This window comes from Pantoea graminicola (assembly GCF_048452665.1).
Classification (GTDB): domain Bacteria; phylum Pseudomonadota; class Gammaproteobacteria; order Enterobacterales; family Enterobacteriaceae; genus Pantoea.
Genome location: NZ_JBLWSJ010000005.1, coordinates 193,591 through 212,096 on the forward strand (window position 1 = coordinate 193,591; position 18,506 = coordinate 212,096).

Genomic DNA, 18,506 nt, shown 5'->3' on the forward strand with positions numbered 1-18,506 from the left:
AAGCACCGGGACGACAGATAAAATCCAGCCCGGAAAAAGCGGGACGTGCGGCATCCGCAGAGCCAGGGCAACGTGCCGTGCTCATCCCGCGCGCTGTCCGGGCCTTCGCAGCTTAGTGGCCATTTCTCTGCTGCATCGCCTGCACCCGCCTGTAGGCATTATCGAACTGACGCACATCGTCGCGCAGCCAGTGGCGCTGCGTCAGCGGAGCATCATCCAGCGCCTGGGGCAGCGGCACACCCGCCAGCGATCCCCGGCAGCAGAACGCGCGCGCCAGCGTCGGCGTGTTGATACCGATATAACGGGCAAACTCAGGTAGGGTCATCAGTGAATTGCTCATTTTACACCTCATGTTAATCAATCCATCCCCACATTTTCAGCCCAAATCTTTAATGCTTTTATTGATCTGAAACATGGATGTGGTACTAATCATCTGCCTGATGATCAGAAATGTTGCCTGCCGCAGATCGAAAAAAGTGAGGAACCCGTGCGCCATTATGGATTGATGATTGCTTTACTGTTTTCCGGTTTCGCCACGGCGGATACGCTCAGGACAGGTCAGCCTGTTCCCCCGGTTTACATCGCCGAAAAAGGCGAGATGATATTAAGTCAGGGCGACATTCACTATCAGCGCTGGAACAGTCACTCACTGGCCGGTAAGGTGCGGCTGGTGATCCACGTTGCGGGTCGCCTCTCAGCGAAGGAGCAGAGCGCGCCCCTGATCGACGCCATTCAGCAGGCCAGGCTGCCGCGCGATCGCTTCCAGACCACCACTATCGTCAATACGGACGATGCACTACCCGGCAGTGCCCTTTTTGTGGTGCGCAGTATCGCCGCCAGTAAAAAAGCGGATCCCTGGCAACAGTTTATTATCGACAGCAGTGGCGTCACCGCTCATCGCTGGCAACTCCAGCCAGAGAGCGCGTCGGTATTGGTGATTGACCCACAGGGTATTGTGCGCTTCGCTAAAGATGGCGCATTATCCACGGGGGATGTCGCCAGCGTGATGAAAGAGCTGCGTGATTTGCTGGGCTGATTCACGCTCAAATGTAAGCCTGCATCCGCTGCAAAACGCGGAATGCGCCTGAATTCTCCAACATTTTTATCATCCTGAACTACGCTTAATGGTAATGGATTCACCCGCCGTTTGTTAAAAACCTGCCCGCGATGCAAGGGCAGTCGGGGACGATAATTGAAGATGGCATCGAATCATTTCGACCTGCTGTGACTTCCTCTGTAGATAAGGACAGCCTTGATGACGGCCTGTGCAGAACAACACGTCAATTTCATACACAGCGATGCTGCCACTCTGTTGAACGACATTGAGCAACGGCTCGACCAGCTTTTACCGGTTGAAAGTGAACGTGACTTAGTGGGCGCCGCCATGCGCGACGGTGCGCTGGCACCGGGGAAGCGCATCCGTCCGCTGCTGCTGCTGCTGGCGGCGCGTGACCTGGGCTGCCGCGCCACGCCGGCAGGTCTGCTGGATCTCGCCTGCGCGGTGGAGATGGTTCATGCCGCTTCGCTAATCCTGGATGACATGCCCTGCATGGACGATGCGCAGCTGCGTCGCGGGCGTCCGACCATTCACTGTCAGTATGGCGAACATGTAGCGATTCTGGCTGCGGTAGCGCTGCTGAGTAAGGCGTTTGGCGTGGTCGCCGTGGCAGAGGGCCTGACCGCCGCCGCCAGAGCCGATGCGGTGGCCGAACTCTCTCACGCGGTCGGCATGCAGGGGCTGGTGCAGGGCCAGTTTAAAGATCTCTCCGAGGGCGATAAGCCACGCAGCACCGATGCCATTCTGATGACCAACCACTATAAAACCAGCACCCTGTTCTGTGCCTCCATGCAGATGGCCTCTATCGTGGCAGAAGCCTCGGGCGAAGCGCGCGAGCAACTGCACCGGTTCTCGCTCAATCTGGGCCAGGCTTTTCAGCTACTGGACGACCTCACAGATGGCATGAGCGATACCGGCAAAGACGCGCATCAGGACGCGGGAAAATCGACGCTGGTCAATCTGCTCGGCCCGCAGGCCGTTGAAACGCGGCTGCGCGACCACCTGCGCTGCGCCGGTGAACATCTGTTATCTGCCTGCCAGGACGGCTATGCCACCCATCATTTTGTTCAGGCCTGGTTTGAGAAAAAACTCGCTGCCGTCAGTTAAGGATGCTGCATGAGCCACTTCGCGGTGATAGCACCGCCCTTCTATAGCCATGTGCAGGCGCTTCAGCATCTCAGCCAGGCCCTGATTGCACGCGGACACCAGATCACCTTTATTCAGCAGAGTGATGTCAGCACGCTACTCACCGACAGCCGGATCGGCTTTTTCCCGCTGGGCTTAACCACCCATCCGGCGGGCAGCCTGGCGCACACGCTGCAGCTGGCGGCCCATCCGCTCGGCCCCTCAATGCTGAAACTGATCAATGAGATGGCCCGCAGCACCGATATGCTCTGCCGCGAATTGCCGGTGGTGCTGAACACCCTGGCGATTGATGGCGTCATTGTTGATCAGATGGAACCTGCGGGCGCACTGGCGGCAGAGGCGCTGGCGTTGCCGTATGTCTCCGTCGCCTGTGCGCTGCCGCTTAACCGTGAAGCCGATTTCCCGCTGGCCGTGATGCCGTTTGAGTATGGCAACAGCGAGCAGGCACGCGAGCGCTATCGCGCCAGCGAAAAAATCTATGACTGGCTGATGCGCCGCCACGACCGGGTGATCGCCCGCCACGCCCAGGCAATGGGGATAGCCTCACGGGAAAAACTGCATCACTGCTTTTCACCGCTGGCGCAGATCAGTCAGTTGATCCCGGCACTGGATTTCCCCCGTCACGCACTGCCCGATCATTTCCATTCGGTAGGGCCGCTGCGCGCCACGGAAACCCCCTCTTCCATGTCACAGCCTCGCTACTTCACCGACGACGGAAAACCGCGCATTTTTGCTTCGCTCGGTACGCTGCAGGGGCACCGCTACGGCCTGTTTAAAACCATCGTCCGTGCCTGCCAGGAGATCGACGCGCAGCTGTTGCTGGCGCATTGCGGTCGCCTGACGCCGTTCCAGGCAGAGAAACTGGCGCAGGCGAGCCAGGTTCAGGTGGTCGATTTTGCCGACCAGGCGGCGGCGCTGGCCCAGGCCGATCTCGCCATTACGCACGGCGGTATGAACACGGTGCTGGACGCGGTCAACCATCTCACGCCGCTGCTGACCATTCCGCTGGCGTTCGATCAGCCGGGTGTGGCGGCTCGGGTAGTCTGGCAGGGGATTGGACGCCGCGCTTCGCGCTTCACCACCAGCCACTCAATGGCCCGTCAGTTGCAGACCCTGCTGGCCGACGACAGCTACCGTCAGCGAATGAAACCCCTGCGCGATGCGCTGCATCAGGCGGGGGGAACGGCGCTGGCGGCGGACATTGTCGAGCAGGCGATGCGCACCCGCCAGCCGGTCAGCGCCAGGAGAGAATATGCCACGGTATGATCTGATTCTGGTGGGTGCCGGGCTGGCTAACGGCCTGATCGCCTTGCGCCTGCGCCAGCAGCGGCCAGCACTGCGTATCCTGCTGATTGACACCGAAAGCGAGCCGGGCGCCGGTCACACCTGGTCGTTTCATGCCGACGATCTCACGGCGAGCCAGCACCGCTGGATCGCCCCGCTGGTGGCGCACCACTGGCCCGGCTATGAGGTCCGGTTCCCCCAGCGCCATCGCAGCCTGAACAGCGGCTATTTTTGTGTTACCGCCACGCGTTTCGCGCAGGTGATGCACGACAGGTTCGGCCCGGACCTTCTACTGAATACCCGCGTGGCCACCATTGCGACACATTCGGTCACGCTGGAGGATGGTCGCGTGCTGGAGAGTGACGCAGTGATCGATGGCCGGGGCTATCAGCCCGACAGCGCACTGCGCATGGGCTTTCAGTCGTTTGTCGGCCAGGAGTGGCAACTCAGCAAGCCGCACGGCCTGACCGCCCCGATTATCATGGATGCGACGGTCGACCAGCAGGCGGGCTATCGCTTTGTTTACAGCCTCCCCTTTTCAGCCGATACGCTGCTGATTGAAGATACGCACTATATCGACCACGCCACGCTGGAAGGCGATCGCGCCCGGCAGAATATCCGCGACTACGCCGCGCAACAGGGCTGGCAGTTAGCCACGCTGCTGCGCGAAGAACAGGGTGCGTTGCCGATTACCCTGACCGGTGACGTTAACGCCTTCTGGCAGACACGCGATCTGCCCTGCAGCGGTCTGCGCGCCGGTCTGTTTCATCCCACGACCGGTTACTCCCTGCCGCTGGCGGTGTCGCTGGCGGATCGGCTGGCAGAGATGCAGACGTTTACGACAGAAAGCCTGCACGCCGCCACGGAGCAGTTTGCCCGCCAGAGCTGGCAGCAGCAGCGCTTTTTCCGCATGCTCAACCGTATGCTGTTTCTCGCCGGACCGGCCGACGGCCGCTGGCAGGTTATGCAACGTTTTTATGGCCTTCCTGAAGGTCTGATTGCCCGCTTTTATGCGGGAAAACTCACTCTGCCTGACCGGCTGCGCATCTTAAGCGGCAAACCGCCGGTTCCCGTGCTGGCCGCGTTACAGGCTATTATGACCCCTCACCGTCAACAGGCGATGCAATGAACAGAACTACGGTAATTGGCGCAGGCTTTGGTGGCCTGGCACTGGCAATTCGCCTTCAGGCGTCAGGTATTCCGACCCGACTGCTGGAGCAGCGTGACAAGCCTGGTGGCCGGGCGTATGTCTACGAAGATCAGGGCTTCACCTTTGATGCCGGCCCCACGGTGATCACCGATCCCACTGCTATCGAAGAGCTGTTCACCCTGGCGGGTAAAAAACTCTCTGACTATGTCGAGCTGATGCCGGTCAGACCGTTCTATCGCCTCTGCTGGGAGTCCGGCAAGGTCTTCAGTTATGACAACGACCAGCCCGCGCTGGAAGCGCAGATTTCCGCATTTAATCCGCGTGACGTCGAAGGCTATCGTCGCTTCCTGGACTATTCGCGCGCGGTGTTTGCGGAAGGCTATCTCAAGCTCGGCACCGTGCCGTTTCTCTCGTTCCGCGACATGCTGCGGGCTGCCCCCCAGCTGGTGAAACTGGAAGCGTGGCGCAGCGTATACAGCAAAGTCGCGAGCTACATCGAAGATGAGCATCTGCGTCAGGCGTTTTCGTTCCATTCACTGCTGGTCGGCGGTAATCCGTTTGCCACCTCCTCGATCTATACCCTGATCCATGCGCTGGAGCGGGAATGGGGCGTCTGGTTCCCGCGCGGCGGCACCGGCGCGCTGGTCCGGGGCATGGTAAAACTGTTCGAAGATCTGGGCGGCGAAGTGGAGCTGAATGCCAGCGTTGCCCGTCTGGAAACACAGAAAAACCAGATTACCGCCGTCCATCTGGAAGATGGCCGCGTATTCCCGACCCGCGCGGTTGCCTCGAATGCGGATGTGGTTCACACCTACCGCGAGCTGCTGAGCCAGCATCCGGCGTCGGTGGCGCAGGGGAAAACCCTGCAGAATAAACGTATGAGTAACTCGCTGTTTGTGATCTATTTTGGCCTCAATCATCATCACGATCAGCTGGCACACCACACCGTCTGCTTCGGTCCGCGCTACCGCGAGTTAATCGACGAGATCTTTAACAGGGATGCGCTGGCCGAGGATTTCTCGCTCTACCTGCATGCGCCCTGCGTGACCGATCCCTCGCTGGCCCCGGAAGGCTGCGGCAGCTACTACGTTCTCGCACCCGTGCCGCATCTCGGCACGGCCGATATTGACTGGACGGTTGAAGGCCCGCGCCTGCGCGATCGCATCTTCGACTATCTGGAACAGCACTACATGCCGGGCCTGCGCAGCCAGCTGGTGACGCATCGCATCTTTACGCCGTTTGATTTCCGCGATGAGCTGAATGCCTATCAGGGTTCGGCTTTCTCGGTCGAGCCGATCCTGACGCAAAGCGCCTGGTTCCGGCCGCACAACCGCGATAAGCATATCAGCAACCTCTACCTGGTTGGCGCGGGCACCCACCCCGGCGCGGGGATCCCTGGCGTAATTGGTTCGGCCAAAGCAACGGCGGGATTAATGGTGGAGGATCTGGCTTGAATAGTCCGTCACTGCTCGATCATGCCGTAGAGACGATGGAGGTCGGCTCAAAGAGCTTTGCAACGGCCTCAAAACTCTTTGATGCCAGAACACGGCGCAGTGTGCTGATGCTCTATTCGTGGTGCCGTCACTGTGACGACGTGATTGACGATCAGGTGCTGGGCTTCAGCAATGACACGCCGTCGCTGCAGTCTGCCGGACAGCGTCTTGCTCAGCTGGAGATTAAAACCCGCCAGGCCTATGCCGGATCGCAGATGCATGAACCCGCCTTTGCAGCCTTTCAGGAGGTGGCGATGGCCCACGATATCCTGCCCGCGTACGCCTTCGATCATCTGGCGGGCTTCGCGATGGATGTCAACGAGACGCGCTATCAGACGCTCGATGACACGCTGCGTTACTGTTATCACGTCGCGGGTGTGGTCGGCCTGATGATGGCGCAGATCATGGGCGTGCGCGACAACGCTACCCTGGATCGCGCATGCGATCTTGGTCTGGCGTTTCAGCTGACCAATATTGCCCGGGATATCGTCGAGGATGCGGAAGCGGGACGCTGTTATCTGCCTGAAACGTGGCTGGCGGAAGAGGGTCTGACGCGGGAGAATCTGGCGGACAGAGGACACCGCCAGGCGCTTAGTCGTATCGCCCGGCGGCTGGTGGAAGCCGCTGAACCCTATTATCACTCCTCCTCGGCAGGGCTGCGCGGCCTGCCGCTACGCTCGGCGTGGGCGATCGCGACGGCAAAACAGGTTTATCGCAGAATCGGGATCAAAGTGGTTGCCGCGGGCCCGGCGGCCTGGGACCAGCGCCAGTCCACCAGCACGCCAGAGAAACTGGCGCTGCTGATGGTGGCCTCCGGTCAGGCGGTTACTTCCCGGATGGCGCGTCCTGCTCCGCGCCCCGCTCACCTCTGGCAGCGCCCCGTTTAGCACCGTGGCGCTCGCGCAGCGTCGCCTGCAGTTTTGACAGCGGCGGCGCGTAGAGAAAACCAAACGAGACACAGCCTTCTCTGCCACGCACCGCATGATGCATGCGGTGCGCCATGTAGAGCCGACGCAGATAGCCCTGACGTGGCACATAGCGGAATGGCCAGCGCTGATGCACCAGCCCGTCGTGCACAATAAAATAGAGCAGGCCATACAGCGTCATCCCTGCCCCAATCCACTGCAACGGCCAGATACCCGTGCTGCCCAGATAGATCAGCAGAATCGACAGGCCGGCAAACACCACGGCATAGAGATCGTTGACCTCGAACCAGCCTTTATGCGGTTCATGATGTGACAGGTGCCAGCCCCAACCCCACCCATGCATAATGTATTTATGCGCCAGCGCAGCCGTAATCTCCATACCGATCACGGTGACCAGAACAATCAGGGCGTTCCAAATCCACAACATAGTTTCTCCCGAATAGGCATCCTGCACGGTGGCGCAGCGGTTCAATTTTAACAGAGATTGTGGAAAACGGCGGATCGGGTTTGACGGGTTTTTACGATGGCTGCATGAACGGGATCAGCTGAGGCCTGCGTCAGCAAAGCAGACAGCATAATCAGTGTGCATCACGGTATAAACCATTGATGCACACTGAAATGGTCTCTAGTTATAGACGAGATTAAAGGTCACTGTACCATCCGCTTTGCCCGCCATGACCTGGCCGTCGGTCTGAATATATCGGGCATTGAACGCCATTGAGGCAGCCTGGTCGGGTGAAGAAACGGTTGTCAGTACCGGGAGCTGATCGGTGGAAACATTCAGGGGCACACGCTGGCCTTCAGGCACCTGCAGGCCTGGCCCATACGTCAGGGCGATGCCGACGCCCGAAGCGGTGTTACTTTGCGGAGTCAGGCTAATCGCATCCTTATCACCTGAAGTGGTCATCCCAAAGAATCCTACTTTGACCGCAGCACTATGCTCACACATCACCTGAATCTGAAAACTTTTCGGACTGCCTGCCATGCTGCCAACGCCCCGAAAATCACTCCTGCTGACCTTACCCATATCAACATTGATTGAGGTTTCAGAGGTCACCACGGCGCAACTGCCGTACTGAACGGTAAAACTCGACAATAAAATCTGGGGCTTATCATTGACGGGCTGACTGCTGGCCGCATTGTCACCCACCTTCAGACTGGCATTACCAATGCTAATCTCACCAAAACTGACCGGCTGATTGCCAGGATTAAGGGGCGAGCGCTGACCCGGAATTTTATAAAATACGATATAGGGTTGCAGATTGAGGGTTCTGGCATCCTTGATCTGCGGATTCATCTCTGAAGTACAGACTGAGCTGGTCTGGCCTTTGCCCGTGGTATCGAAAAACGATGAGCCACACAACGCGGGCTCTTTAAAGCCTAAAGCAAAACCTATGCTATCTAAACCTGCAATACGATAAATGGGCGTATTGTGCCCGCCTGCGATATTGGTCTGTAAACCAGATTCTTCAGCATCAATTTCAAAACCCAGATCCTTATAATTAAATCCCTGTTCGCCGCTGTTTTTGATGCAAGTAAAGACATTGTTAATCTGCATGGGTATCTGGGCGGAAATCGGCGTGCCATCCGCGGCCCCTGGGACATAATTGACATTATGCACCTGCACCACCGCCTGCCCAATTCCCTGACAGGACTCCTGTGCTGTCGCCTGCAGACAAAAGAGTGCAGTCACGATGAGCGCACTCCACGTTAGTAAATGCCTGATTGATTTCATTCTGAATTCCTATGCTTTACTGGCAGACTGCGGTAATCAGCCTGACCGGATTAGTCTGGGCCGAGGCAGGCAGGCGGAACGGTGCGCGACAGCGTTTCTGCTCTCCATCTTCCTGCCAGCTCACCACGATGACACCCTGAACCGGGACACCGCTCAGATAAAGCTCACCTTTTTCGGCAACGATGCCACTGCTGCTGCTCTCTTTACCCTTTTCGTCCAGTGCGATACTGCCTGTGGCACCAAATGGCGGAAAGGCATTCTGATACGTCAGCGTGAAGAGTACGCGGTTACCAACGTGTGTGGTGTAATCGGCCATCACGATTGCGCCACGCGTGGGGACCGTCGTTTTTCCGTCAAGCTCGACATCAATGTTATCGGGCAGCGTGTCTGTTTTTAATTCAATGGCGTTTTCCTGATAGGGCGAAAGTGACGGCACAATCGCATAGCCCCATTGATCGGTATAAACATTCGTACTGTTCTGGACGCCAACATCCGCGGCATCCGGCACCCGGACAATCGCGAAGGTATCGCCCAGAGGCTGACTGAGCGTAATTCCGTGGGCATGCGCAACGATGCCGCCAGAGAGACCGTAGTTAAACTGACTGCTGTGTCGATCATGGCTGACACCGACGTTTACGCTGCCACGGCTGCCCCGATAGTCCAGTGAGCCATTGCTGTTAACGTTCTGACCCTGACTGTTATGACCCTGCTGCAGGTTGTAATGGAGTTTATTATCCTGCAACGCGCTGCCGGAGAGGCTGACCTGCTGTGACACATTACCGTCATTGCCTGCATTCATGCTGTAGTTGATCGCACTGCCTGGTAACAGAGCGCTAAAGGGCACAGAGAGATTGAATGTGATGGCGCGATCGGCTTTGCGGGCGCGGGTGGAGTCGGTATAAAACCAGGCCACTCCCCATGAGACGCTTTTGTAATTGCTGTAAAAACCGAGATGCAGCGTGCGGTCAACTTCATTTGAGCGCCAGTAACGCTGAATATACGCTGAGGCGCTCAGACTGCCAAAATCGCCAAGTCCCTGAGAGAGCGCGATTTCCGAGCGACTTCGCTTGTTCATCACATAGCTTGCCGGACTGGTCATCGCATTTGCTTCGCTGAAAGCATAGAAACCGCTGGAGGAGTAGCGATAGCTCGCCATGCTGAAACTGGTGTTGGTTGAGTCAAAATCTTTCTGATACTGAACACGCACAGAGTGACCGCTACGGCTCTGCCCCTCCGGTAACAGGGTTTTTGCCAGCGTGACATCGGTGCCCAGTGAGCCATAATCTCCCAGACTTTTACCCAGTCCCAAAGCCAGAGCATGATAATTTTGCGCAGCCTGCATACCGCCAAAAACCGTGTAATCATGGGGCAGGCCATAAAACAGTGTCGTTTGCACAAAGTCAGGCGATCGCAGACTCTCGCCGCCTGAGTAATGGTAACGGCCCGCACTGATACTGTATTTCAGATGCCCCTGACGCAGCATATAGGGAATCGCGGAATAGGGCTGCGTAAAAGTCCGTGTTGAACCATCCGTTTCATGGATAGTCACGTCAAGATCGCCGCTCTGCGCAGTGGGAAAAAGATCTTTAATTTCGAATGCACCAGGTGCGACGATCGTTTCATAAATCACATAACCGTGCTGCGTCACTGTCACCCGGGCATTGCTGTGTGCGATGCCGCGAATCACCGGGGCAAAGCCACGCTGACTTTCAGGCAGCATACTGTCATCAGACATAAGCTGCAGGCCGCGGAATTGCACGCTGTCGAAAACGTCACCGGACGTATAGGTATCCCCTACGCTGAACTGACTTTTCAGTGTTTTCAGGTCCCGTTCCAGGTAGGTACTCTGAGATTGCCAGTGACTAATGAGATCATAGCGCCAGGTGGCGCTATTTCGCAGTCGCCATGCCCCAAGATTAGCGCCGCTGCGCAGGCTGAGTAGCGTGGTGTTCCAGCGTTCATTCTGATGGCGGCTGCTGCTGCCGGTGAGGTTATAGTCGACAAACGCGGCGGGGACACCCTCATCCCAGCGAGCCGGATCAATATAATCACGATCTTTCATTTTCAGGGCAATTTGCGGCACTGACAGGTTTAACTGCAGATGGGCAAAATCAAAATCTGTCGACGCATCAGGAATGTACTTACCGAGCTCATGAATGGCTTCATTCTTTTGTAACTGGCTAAGCGCCGGGAAGCCTTTGACATTTATTCCCATCGCATCCAGCTCTGCTGCAGTAAATTGCGGAACCAGCCCGGATGAGCCCTGTACGAAAGTCACATCGCGACTGTCAATCGCTCTGTTGTTCAGCATAAGGGTGACGTGGTAAGTGCCAGGCTGCTCTCCCCCCTCATGATCAAAATAGTGGAGATCGGCGACACGATGTTGGTCAGTCGAAAATTCCAGTGCTGCCGGATTGAAATAATCATCCGCGCGTACAGACCGTAACGGGCAAACCAGCATAAACATTAAACCCGGAATGCCTGCCAGCCACGGCGAGACAGTAAGCGGCGTCGCAGACCTTATTTTTCCCTTCAGATAAGAGTGAGTCACTTTCACTATTGACGCCCCGAAAACAAAGTAAAACAGGCAGAAAGCAGCCGTGCTTAACGCGTGCGTTGTTCGGTGACGCCGCCATAATCGTTTATCGCAGACCAGGTTACAGCCCCTGAATCCGTGACGGTCCAGTGACGATCCGCAAACGGAGCGATCATGCCCGGGTCTTTAACCGCGTGATGGGCAACGTCGAGCGAATAGAATGAAACAAAATAGGGCGTTGGATTGTGCGCAATTAACTGGTTGCCCTCGTGGCGGAACGTCAGTTGCTGCCAGGCTTCTGAGGGTTTACCCGCCAGACCTTTAGGCCGATAAAAGAGCTTAAATTCAGATTTGATATTTACCTGAAGCTCATTGTTTTTATCGCGAGGTAAAGGTGCAATAGATTTCACATTCAGCCAGAAGACAGATTCGCGATCTTCCGGCAGCGGCATGCCCAGATAAGTAATACGTAATATATTTTCCTTACCCGCATCCAGTCGGAACAGAGGCGGCGTAACAATAAAAGGCACCTTGCCATGATTATTCTGATCAAAATTGCTGACCCAGGATTCAATCAGATAGGGGATATTTTTTTCCTGATTGGTGACGGAAAGGGAAGCCTCTTTTTTTCCTTCATCAAAAATAACGCGCGTCCCCCCCATAACAACACCGGCATGCGCAGTCATGCTCAGTATGCATGCAGAGATGAGCGAAATCGATCTTAGTGCTTTTAACATAGTCATATACGCCGTTAATCGTTTTAGGGGGGCAGGCTTAACCTGTCAATAATCAGTTATAAACCATTACAAAGTTTGAAACTGAATTTGCTTTACCGACCGTAATAGCCGAGGCGGCACCGTCGCTTTTATAATTGGCGAAGAAGTTTAAATCTGCACTTCCCCCTGTCGCAGTCCCACTGCCGGCATTCAGGCTGTCATGAGCGACGTTTACCGCGGCAGAAATGGTTCCGACTGGAATCTGTGTCTTACGGTCAGAATTATAAAGTTTAATGCCTACACCACTGGCACTTCCTTCACCGCCGGTCAGTTTCAGCAGCGTATTGTCTCCTTTATCTTTATCACCATCGAATAACACCGCTACGGTTTTGACAGATTCAGGGCAATCTTTCACTGAAATAGTAAAGGGTGTTTCGGTTGTTTCACTGCGGCTTTCAAAATACGATTTCGCCCATTTGCCCAAATCAACATCGACACTGGTTGTCGAAACGTTGCAGGAATCGTCTGTGATTTCACCCGTAAAGTTAACCTGGCCACCTGCGCCCTGCGTACCCGCAGACGTTCCTGGGTTAGGTTTGATGGGAGAAGGGCCATCAGCAGGGGTTGTTCCTGCTAATGCTGATACTGAAACCATAAGACCGGCCAGCGCGACTGGCAGAATACCTTTTCTGATTTTCATCAAATCTGTCTCTTTTCATCACATGCAATGTGGCTGAAATCAACCACCAGATACCTAGATATGCATTTATAAAATGCGCCAACATAACAACACATGGTTTATTATGCTGACGGCATAGTAATTCAACAGAACTATATAAAAGATAAACGAGACGTTTAACCACTTAAACAGAAGTGTGGTCATTCCATTATTGTTGACTTATATCAAAATAACGGGGTAATTAGCGCATAAAAAGAAAAAATTAGAATTAATTTAATACCACATTAACCATTCAGCATTTAACAATACACAATATATATTTATTTATTCCCAAATTAGAATTTATATTATGGAGAAGGTATAATAACGTTGCAATAAATGAGGAACGCGTGCACCCGTGCTAATGATGTCGCGGAATAATCAGCGTTAAATTTAACAGGCACCTCATCTGATGCCACGACCTTATTGGGTTTAGAGGCGGGAGTGATCCAGCGGTGTGCGAAAAGCATGACGGGCCGCATCAATCAGCTGACTGGCGGTAACGGTAGCGGGTAATCGCGTCAGAATTTTACTTGCCTGCCAGTAGCAAAGCACCATGAGCTCATCATCCTCTTTCTCCGCCATGTCGTGCAGTCGGGCGCGCAATGACGGAACATTTAGAGTCTGCTGCTCATCCAGCATGTCTGAGATCGTCTGGTTGATGACGCGGTGAAGCGTTTTCCAGGTGAGATCGGTATACAAAATTAACCTCTTTTAGCGCAGGTCGGCTCCGGGCAGACCAATAACAGGACGTCACTGCCATGGCTTAATCATGGGTCAGGCACACTCAGCGAATAACTATAGCTGCTCATCAGCCGGGACGTTTGCAGCGGAGGATACCTGGGCCAGCAATTCTAGCGACTAATGGACCGGGTTGTCGCCTGCTTCGCGCCGGGACGCGACTGACTGCTGCTTTTTGTAACAATTACAGCCGCAGATTAACTGGCTGATGTGTCGGCAATTTGCCAGGGTAAAGTGCCTTTTCATTCCGATTATCTTTAAGGAGTTGTCAATGAGTCAACCTGCTGATCAGCTGGTCTGGGGTCATGGCCCTGCGGTGTTTGAGATGTTTCTGGAACCCACCTGTCCTTTTTCGGTGCGGGCATTCAATAAATCAGACGCGTTACTGGCGCTGGTGGGGGAAGATCAGATGACGCTGAAGATCCGTCTGCAGTCGCAGCCGTGGCACCTCTATTCCGGGGTGATCGTGCGCTATATCCTTGCCGCGGCCTGTGACAGTAAAGCCGCCGCGAAGCGGGTGATGCAGGCGGTGGCCGATCATCGTGAAGAGTTTGAGTTCACCGATCACTGTACCGGCCCGAATCGCGATGCCACACCAAATCAGATCCTTAACCGTCTGAAAGCGTACAGCGGCGTGGATGCTACCGCCGCGTTCGATCGGCCCGACCTGCAGAATGCTATCAAATGGCACTGCAAATATGCCCGGCAGAATGGCATTCACGTTTCGCCAACCTTTATGGTCAATGGCCTGGTGCAGCCTGAGATCGGCAGTGGTGACGACATTGCGCACTGGGCGAGTTTCCTGACGCGTTAACCGTGCAAAACGGGATTGCGTGATGCGCTTCACCTTTCCGCCCGGCAGACATAATTACCTGACATTATGATTGTTTCTCCGTCATGAGGGCGGTTAAGCTGTACCGCTCTCAGCCTCTGGCTGCACGTAAGACATTGCGGCTGTTCATCATAACGGTGTGACTGCGGCAGGCAGCGACAATGCCAGAGACGCGCTATTTATTAAGGAATTGCAGATGACGATGACGCTGGAACAGGTAAAGGAAAGATACCCGGGTGCGATAACCGATGCTTTCGGTGACTCACCGGCATTAGCGGATGAGCTGGCCACATTGATTATCGCGGGAAAAAAGGTGGCCACCTGTGGCGCGTTACAGAGCTGGCAGGAACAGGATCCGCTGCCACAGCCGGGCGGCTACACTATCGTGCTGAACGGCGAACAAAAGCCCGTCTGCGTGATTCGCACCACCGGGCTGTTTCTGACCCGTTTTGACCGGGTGACCTCTGAAATGGCAATGCTGGAAGGCGAAGGCGATCTGAGCCTCGACCACTGGCGGCAGGAACATCAACGCTATTTCCAGCGTGGTGGCTATTTTCACGCCGAGATGGAGCTGATTTTCGAAACCTTCCAGCTGGTCGAGGTGCTCTGAACCGGCTTACAGCGTGTTAGCTGCCATCAGCGCCAGCCGCGTGACACCCCGCGCGGCGAGGATCTCCGCCGCCTGAGCGGCGCGGAGTCCACTGGCGCAGACCAGCACCACGCGCTGATGCGCCGGCGGCTGCCAGCTGGCGATCTGCTGCGGCAGGATCCGCTTGACCCGCCCGGCAACGCTGACCGGCGCCTCTTCCGTACTGCGTAGCTCCACGATGCAATCCTCTTCCGTCAGCATGGACCGATCGATGAAAGGCGTTATGGGTCCGTCAGGCTCCTGCGCATCGTCAAAGCGGAAGCGCCGGATGTGCCACTCTGCAAAATCGCAGTGGATCATGCAGCCCAGCGGTGACGGCGTCAGGTCCAGCAATACGCTCAGCGCCATCTGCGCCTGCATCGCACCCAGCGTCGCGACAGCGGGTCCCATCACGCCAGCGGTATTACAGTTTCCCGCGGCGGCAGGCAACTCCGAAAAGAGCGCACGATAGCCCGGCGCGCCACCGCAGAATCCACCGACGTAACCTTTGCGTCCCAGTACCGATGCGCAGATCAGTGGCACACCTCGCGGATAGCAGGCATCGGAAAGCTGGTAGGTAATGGCAAAATTATCCGCCGCATCCACCACCAGATCGATACCTTCCAGCGCCTGTGGCAACTGACTGGCGCTGAGCGCAGAGGGATGCGCCTCTACCTGGCAGTCCGGATTCCGCTCTGACAGCGCGCGTTGCGCGCAGAGGGCTTTTGGCTGCCCCACATCGTCGACGCCGAACAGCGTCTGCCGATGAAGGTTGTGCAGTTCAACCCGGTCGCCATCATAAAGACGAATGAACCCTGTGCCCGCCCCCGCCAGTAATGGCAGCAGCGCCGCGCTGAGTCCGCCCGCCCCCACCACCAGAACCCGCGCCCGGCTCAGCCGCTGCTGGCCCGCGTCGCCGATCTCCGGCAGCATCGTCTGTCGCTGATAACGATCCATTGCCGCTCCTTAACTGAACTGTGCCAGCCCGAAAATCGGCGTCGAGGCCGATGCCATATCGCGAGGCTCCATCAGCCCCGCCTCAAATGCCTCGCGGCCGCCGCGAATGGCGGCGGCAAAGGCCCCGGCCATTCGCACCGGATCGCGTGCTTTGGCGACCGCCGTGTTGAGCAGTACGCCGTCGAAGCCCATCTCCATTGCCTGCGCCGCCTGGCTCGGTGCGCCAATGCCCGCATCGATAATCAGCGGTATATCGCTGAACCAGGCGCGCATGGCGCGCAGCCCTTCGATGTTGCGCAGTCCCTGGCCGGAGCCGATCGGCGCCCCCCAGGGCATCAGCACTTCACAACCCGCCTCCAGCAGTTTTTCACCTACGATCAGATCTTCCGTGGTGTAGGGAAAGACCTGAAAACCCTCCGCGCAGAGGATCCGGGCCGCTTCCACCAGCGCAAAAGGATCGGGCTGCAGCGTGTCGGCGTGACCGATGACCTCCAGCTTGATCCACGGGGTGTCGAAGAGTTCGCGCGCCATCTGCGCCGTCGTCACCGCTTCTTTAACCGTGTGGCAGCCCGCGGTGTTGGGCAGAATCCGTTTATTCACCTGTTGCAGCAGCGAGCGGAAGGCCCCGCCTTCGTTGCCTTCGCGCCGCAGGCTGACGGTAATAATTTCCGTGCCGGAGGCGTCGATCGCCTGGTGAAGGATCTCCGGCGAGGGATACCCGGCGGTGCCCAGCAGAAAGCGCGATCGGGGTTCGAACTGATAAAACATGATTAACCTCCCTGCATCGGTGACAGAACTTCGACCTGACAACCCGCCTCAAGCCGCTGGCTGGCATAGCCGCTGCGCGGCACAAATGCACCGTTCAGGGCGGTGGCGACGCTGCGCGGATCGATCTGCTGCTCCGCCATCAGTTCTGCCAGCGTGCTGGCAGTGGTTTCGATTGTGCGTCCATTGAGTTCAACCCGCATGTGTCATCTCCTGGGTCAGTTGCAGCATAAGTTTTTCAGCCATGATCGGGGCCAGCAGGAAGCCGTGGCGGTAGAGGCCATTCAGCGAGAAACGGCCCTCTTCGTAGCGCACCTCCGGCAGGTTCTGCCGGTAGGCGGGACGCAGACCGGTGCCGCTCTCCACAATGCGGGCTTCGGCCAGCGCCGGATGCAGGCTGTAGGCGGCGCTGAGCAGCTCCATCATCGCCCTGGCGCTGATCGGGCTGCTGTCGTGGCTTTCGACCATGGTCGCCCCCAGCATGAAGTGCCCCCCGGCACGCGGCACCAGATAGCAGGGAAAGCGGGGATGCAGCAGCCGTACCGGACGGGAAAGCTGGATGTCGGACGTCTGCAGGATCACCATTTCGCCCCGCACCGCGCGCAGTGTGGGCTGCTGTGCAGCGGCGTGAATGCCACGGCAGTCGATGATTTTTCCGGCAGGTTGTCCGCTGTGAAAGGCAACGCCCGCCTGCTGCAGGGTGTCGCGCAGCTGCTGCATCGCCCGGCGTGGATCGAGATGCGCTTCCCCGGCAAAGAACAGGCCGCGGGCAAAGCGGTTTTCCAGCGCGGGTTCGATTTCGCCGGGCGTGACCCACTGATGCGCCTGGGTCAGACTGGCAAAGCGGATCAGTTCGCGGCTGTCGCGCGGGGGGGCCACCACCAGCGTGCCATGCTGCTCTACACCCGCCACGCGCTTCGCCCACCAGCCGGCCGCGTGCTGGCCCCAGGCGATCACTTCCGGCGGCGCGCTTTCGGCTTCGCACCAGGGTGCGAGCATCCCGCCCGCCCAGTGGGACGCGGCACGGCACGCTGGCTGCGTGATGATTTCGACCGTTTCGCCGCGCTCCATCAGCAGCGTGGCGACGCACAGCCCGGCCACGCCGCTGCCGAGCACCGACCAGCGGCTCATGACCGCCATCCGGCAGGAAGAGAAGGTTTCAGGATAAGATTTTTCACATTGCCCTCGTTTTGGTTAACGAAGACCCGTGATACAGAGGGAAAAGGCAAAGGCGCATGCGCCCCTGCGGCAAGTATCGGCGGCGATACCCGTCTTCCTACGCCAGTATCAACTGGGTCAGGTTCTAAGGGTCGCTAAGCCGCGCGATGCGCTATTAGCCTCTCAGTCTCTCCGGCGAGACTCCCCTGACGGCTCTAGTTGTAAGTTAAGCGGGCGGGTTCGTCAAGACGCGGGCACAAAGCAGGGACAGAAAAGCGCGGGGGAATGAAAAGGCACAGGCAACTCCGGTTCGTTTGACGACGCCAGGGAGCCAGGGCGATCAGAGCGCCTGCAACGCCTGTGTCAGGGCATCAGTGACTTCGCGGATACGCGGTTCGGCGCGGCGGTAGTAGGTCCACTTACCGACTTTGCTGGCTTCTACCAGACCGGCACTCTGCAGGGCCTTGAGGCATAACGAGGTGGCGGGCTGTGATAAGCCCGCCTTGTCCTGGATGAGGCTGGCACAGACACCGTACTGATCGAAGGGATAGAGCTGCGAATAGCCCGCAAACGCCTCGTCAGGTTCTTTAAGCCACTTCAGCACGGCCACACGCGTCGGGTTGGCCAGCAGCTTCAGGGCATTTTCCGGGGACATGCCGCCTCA

The 18,506-nt window shown here is 57.1% G+C and carries 20 protein-coding genes and 1 riboswitch; of the genes, 8 read left to right on the forward strand and 12 right to left on the reverse strand.

Translation table 11 applies throughout. The annotated features are described in order from the left end of the window. Window positions 1-112: 112 nt before the first annotated feature. Window positions 113-340, reverse strand: a complete 228-nt coding sequence (locus tag ACNY69_RS13755; protein ID WP_418798789.1) for a hypothetical protein — start codon at window positions 338-340, stop codon at window positions 113-115. A gap of 165 nt (window positions 341-505) precedes the next feature. On the opposite strand from ACNY69_RS13755, the gene ACNY69_RS13760 reads away from it, so the two are divergent. The 6 genes from ACNY69_RS13760 (at window position 506) to crtB (ending at window position 7,017) form a co-directional block, all read left to right on the forward strand. Next, complete coding sequence (locus ACNY69_RS13760) at window positions 506-1,036, forward strand: YtfJ family protein (protein WP_111139622.1); 531 nt, start codon at window positions 506-508, stop codon at window positions 1,034-1,036. Window positions 1,037-1,255: 219 nt separating this feature from the next. Further along, entirely contained in the window at window positions 1,256-2,164 is a 909-nt protein-coding gene (locus ACNY69_RS13765; RefSeq protein ID WP_418798792.1) for a polyprenyl synthetase family protein, read from the forward strand. A 9-nt stretch (window positions 2,165-2,173) separates the two neighbouring features. Then, the gene (locus ACNY69_RS13770; protein ID WP_418798795.1) at window positions 2,174-3,469 is read left to right on the forward strand and encodes a glycosyltransferase; all 1,296 of its coding nucleotides are present in this window, start codon (window positions 2,174-2,176) and stop codon (window positions 3,467-3,469) included. After that, window positions 3,456-4,616: a lycopene beta-cyclase CrtY gene (gene crtY, locus ACNY69_RS13775; protein WP_418798798.1), complete on the forward strand. Its 1,161-nt coding sequence runs from the start codon at window positions 3,456-3,458 to the stop codon at window positions 4,614-4,616. The genes ACNY69_RS13770 and crtY overlap by 14 nt, the downstream gene beginning before the upstream one ends. Further along, entirely contained in the window at window positions 4,613-6,091 is a 1,479-nt protein-coding gene (locus tag ACNY69_RS13780) for a phytoene desaturase (protein ID WP_111139618.1), read from the forward strand. The genes crtY and ACNY69_RS13780 overlap by 4 nt, the downstream gene beginning before the upstream one ends. Then, a complete protein-coding gene (gene crtB / locus ACNY69_RS13785; RefSeq protein WP_418798801.1) occupies window positions 6,088-7,017 on the forward strand; it encodes a 15-cis-phytoene synthase CrtB in 930 nt (309 codons plus the stop codon). Before ACNY69_RS13780 ends, crtB begins: the two co-directional genes overlap by 4 nt. On the opposite strand, the gene ACNY69_RS13790 is transcribed toward crtB, so the two are convergent. The 6 genes from ACNY69_RS13790 to ACNY69_RS13815 form a co-directional block, all read right to left on the reverse strand. Further along, window positions 6,956-7,483, reverse strand: a complete 528-nt coding sequence (locus ACNY69_RS13790; RefSeq protein ID WP_111139616.1) for a sterol desaturase family protein — start codon at window positions 7,481-7,483, stop codon at window positions 6,956-6,958. The two genes, crtB and ACNY69_RS13790, sit on opposite strands and share 62 nt — an antisense overlap. A gap of 198 nt (window positions 7,484-7,681) precedes the next feature. Next, a complete protein-coding gene (locus tag ACNY69_RS13795; RefSeq protein WP_418798803.1) occupies window positions 7,682-8,791 on the reverse strand; it encodes a fimbrial protein in 1,110 nt (369 codons plus the stop codon). A gap of 16 nt (window positions 8,792-8,807) precedes the next feature. Continuing rightward, window positions 8,808-11,258: a fimbria/pilus outer membrane usher protein gene (locus tag ACNY69_RS13800; RefSeq protein WP_472826295.1), complete on the reverse strand. Its 2,451-nt coding sequence runs from the start codon at window positions 11,256-11,258 to the stop codon at window positions 8,808-8,810. A gap of 137 nt (window positions 11,259-11,395) precedes the next feature. Then, window positions 11,396-12,064 carry a fimbrial biogenesis chaperone gene (locus ACNY69_RS13805; protein ID WP_293772486.1) on the reverse strand — a complete coding sequence of 223 codons (669 nt, stop codon included), beginning with the start codon at window positions 12,062-12,064 and terminating at the stop codon, window positions 11,396-11,398. Between the two features lie 52 nt (window positions 12,065-12,116). After that, window positions 12,117-12,743, reverse strand: a complete 627-nt coding sequence (locus ACNY69_RS13810) for a fimbrial protein (RefSeq protein ID WP_111139613.1) — start codon at window positions 12,741-12,743, stop codon at window positions 12,117-12,119. 450 nt (window positions 12,744-13,193) lie between these two features. Next, window positions 13,194-13,463 (reverse strand): hypothetical protein, encoded by a 270-nt coding sequence (locus tag ACNY69_RS13815; protein WP_418798807.1) that lies wholly within the window; start codon window positions 13,461-13,463, stop codon window positions 13,194-13,196. A 310-nt stretch (window positions 13,464-13,773) separates the two neighbouring features. Here ACNY69_RS13815 and ACNY69_RS13820 point away from each other — a divergent pair, with 310 nt between their 5' ends. After that, the gene (locus tag ACNY69_RS13820) at window positions 13,774-14,316 is read left to right on the forward strand and encodes a DsbA family protein (RefSeq protein ID WP_418798809.1); all 543 of its coding nucleotides are present in this window, start codon (window positions 13,774-13,776) and stop codon (window positions 14,314-14,316) included. A 214-nt stretch (window positions 14,317-14,530) separates the two neighbouring features. Beyond that, a complete protein-coding gene (locus ACNY69_RS13825) occupies window positions 14,531-14,944 on the forward strand; it encodes an ASCH domain-containing protein (protein WP_418798812.1) in 414 nt (137 codons plus the stop codon). Window positions 14,945-14,950: 6 nt separating this feature from the next. On the opposite strand, the gene ACNY69_RS13830 is transcribed toward ACNY69_RS13825, so the two are convergent. From ACNY69_RS13830 to ACNY69_RS13850, 5 genes are all read right to left on the reverse strand, one after another. Then, window positions 14,951-15,919, reverse strand: coding sequence for a HesA/MoeB/ThiF family protein (locus tag ACNY69_RS13830; protein ID WP_418798815.1), 969 nt, complete (start codon window positions 15,917-15,919; stop codon window positions 14,951-14,953). A gap of 9 nt (window positions 15,920-15,928) precedes the next feature. Continuing rightward, the gene (locus tag ACNY69_RS13835; RefSeq protein WP_111142139.1) at window positions 15,929-16,687 is read right to left on the reverse strand and encodes a thiazole synthase; all 759 of its coding nucleotides are present in this window, start codon (window positions 16,685-16,687) and stop codon (window positions 15,929-15,931) included. A gap of 2 nt (window positions 16,688-16,689) precedes the next feature. Next, on the reverse strand, window positions 16,690-16,887 hold the full coding sequence (gene thiS / locus ACNY69_RS13840) for a sulfur carrier protein ThiS (protein WP_111142138.1): 198 nt from the start codon (window positions 16,885-16,887) through the stop codon (window positions 16,690-16,692). Continuing rightward, window positions 16,877-17,815 (reverse strand): FAD-dependent oxidoreductase, encoded by a 939-nt coding sequence (locus ACNY69_RS13845; protein WP_111142137.1) that lies wholly within the window; start codon window positions 17,813-17,815, stop codon window positions 16,877-16,879. The genes thiS and ACNY69_RS13845 overlap by 11 nt, the downstream gene beginning before the upstream one ends. A gap of 125 nt (window positions 17,816-17,940) precedes the next feature. Then, a riboswitch (TPP riboswitch) is annotated at window positions 17,941-18,060 on the reverse strand. Window positions 18,061-18,182: 122 nt separating this feature from the next. Continuing rightward, on the reverse strand, window positions 18,183-18,497 hold the full coding sequence (locus tag ACNY69_RS13850; RefSeq protein ID WP_418798820.1) for an ArsR/SmtB family transcription factor: 315 nt from the start codon (window positions 18,495-18,497) through the stop codon (window positions 18,183-18,185). Window positions 18,498-18,506: the final 9 nt, after the last annotated feature.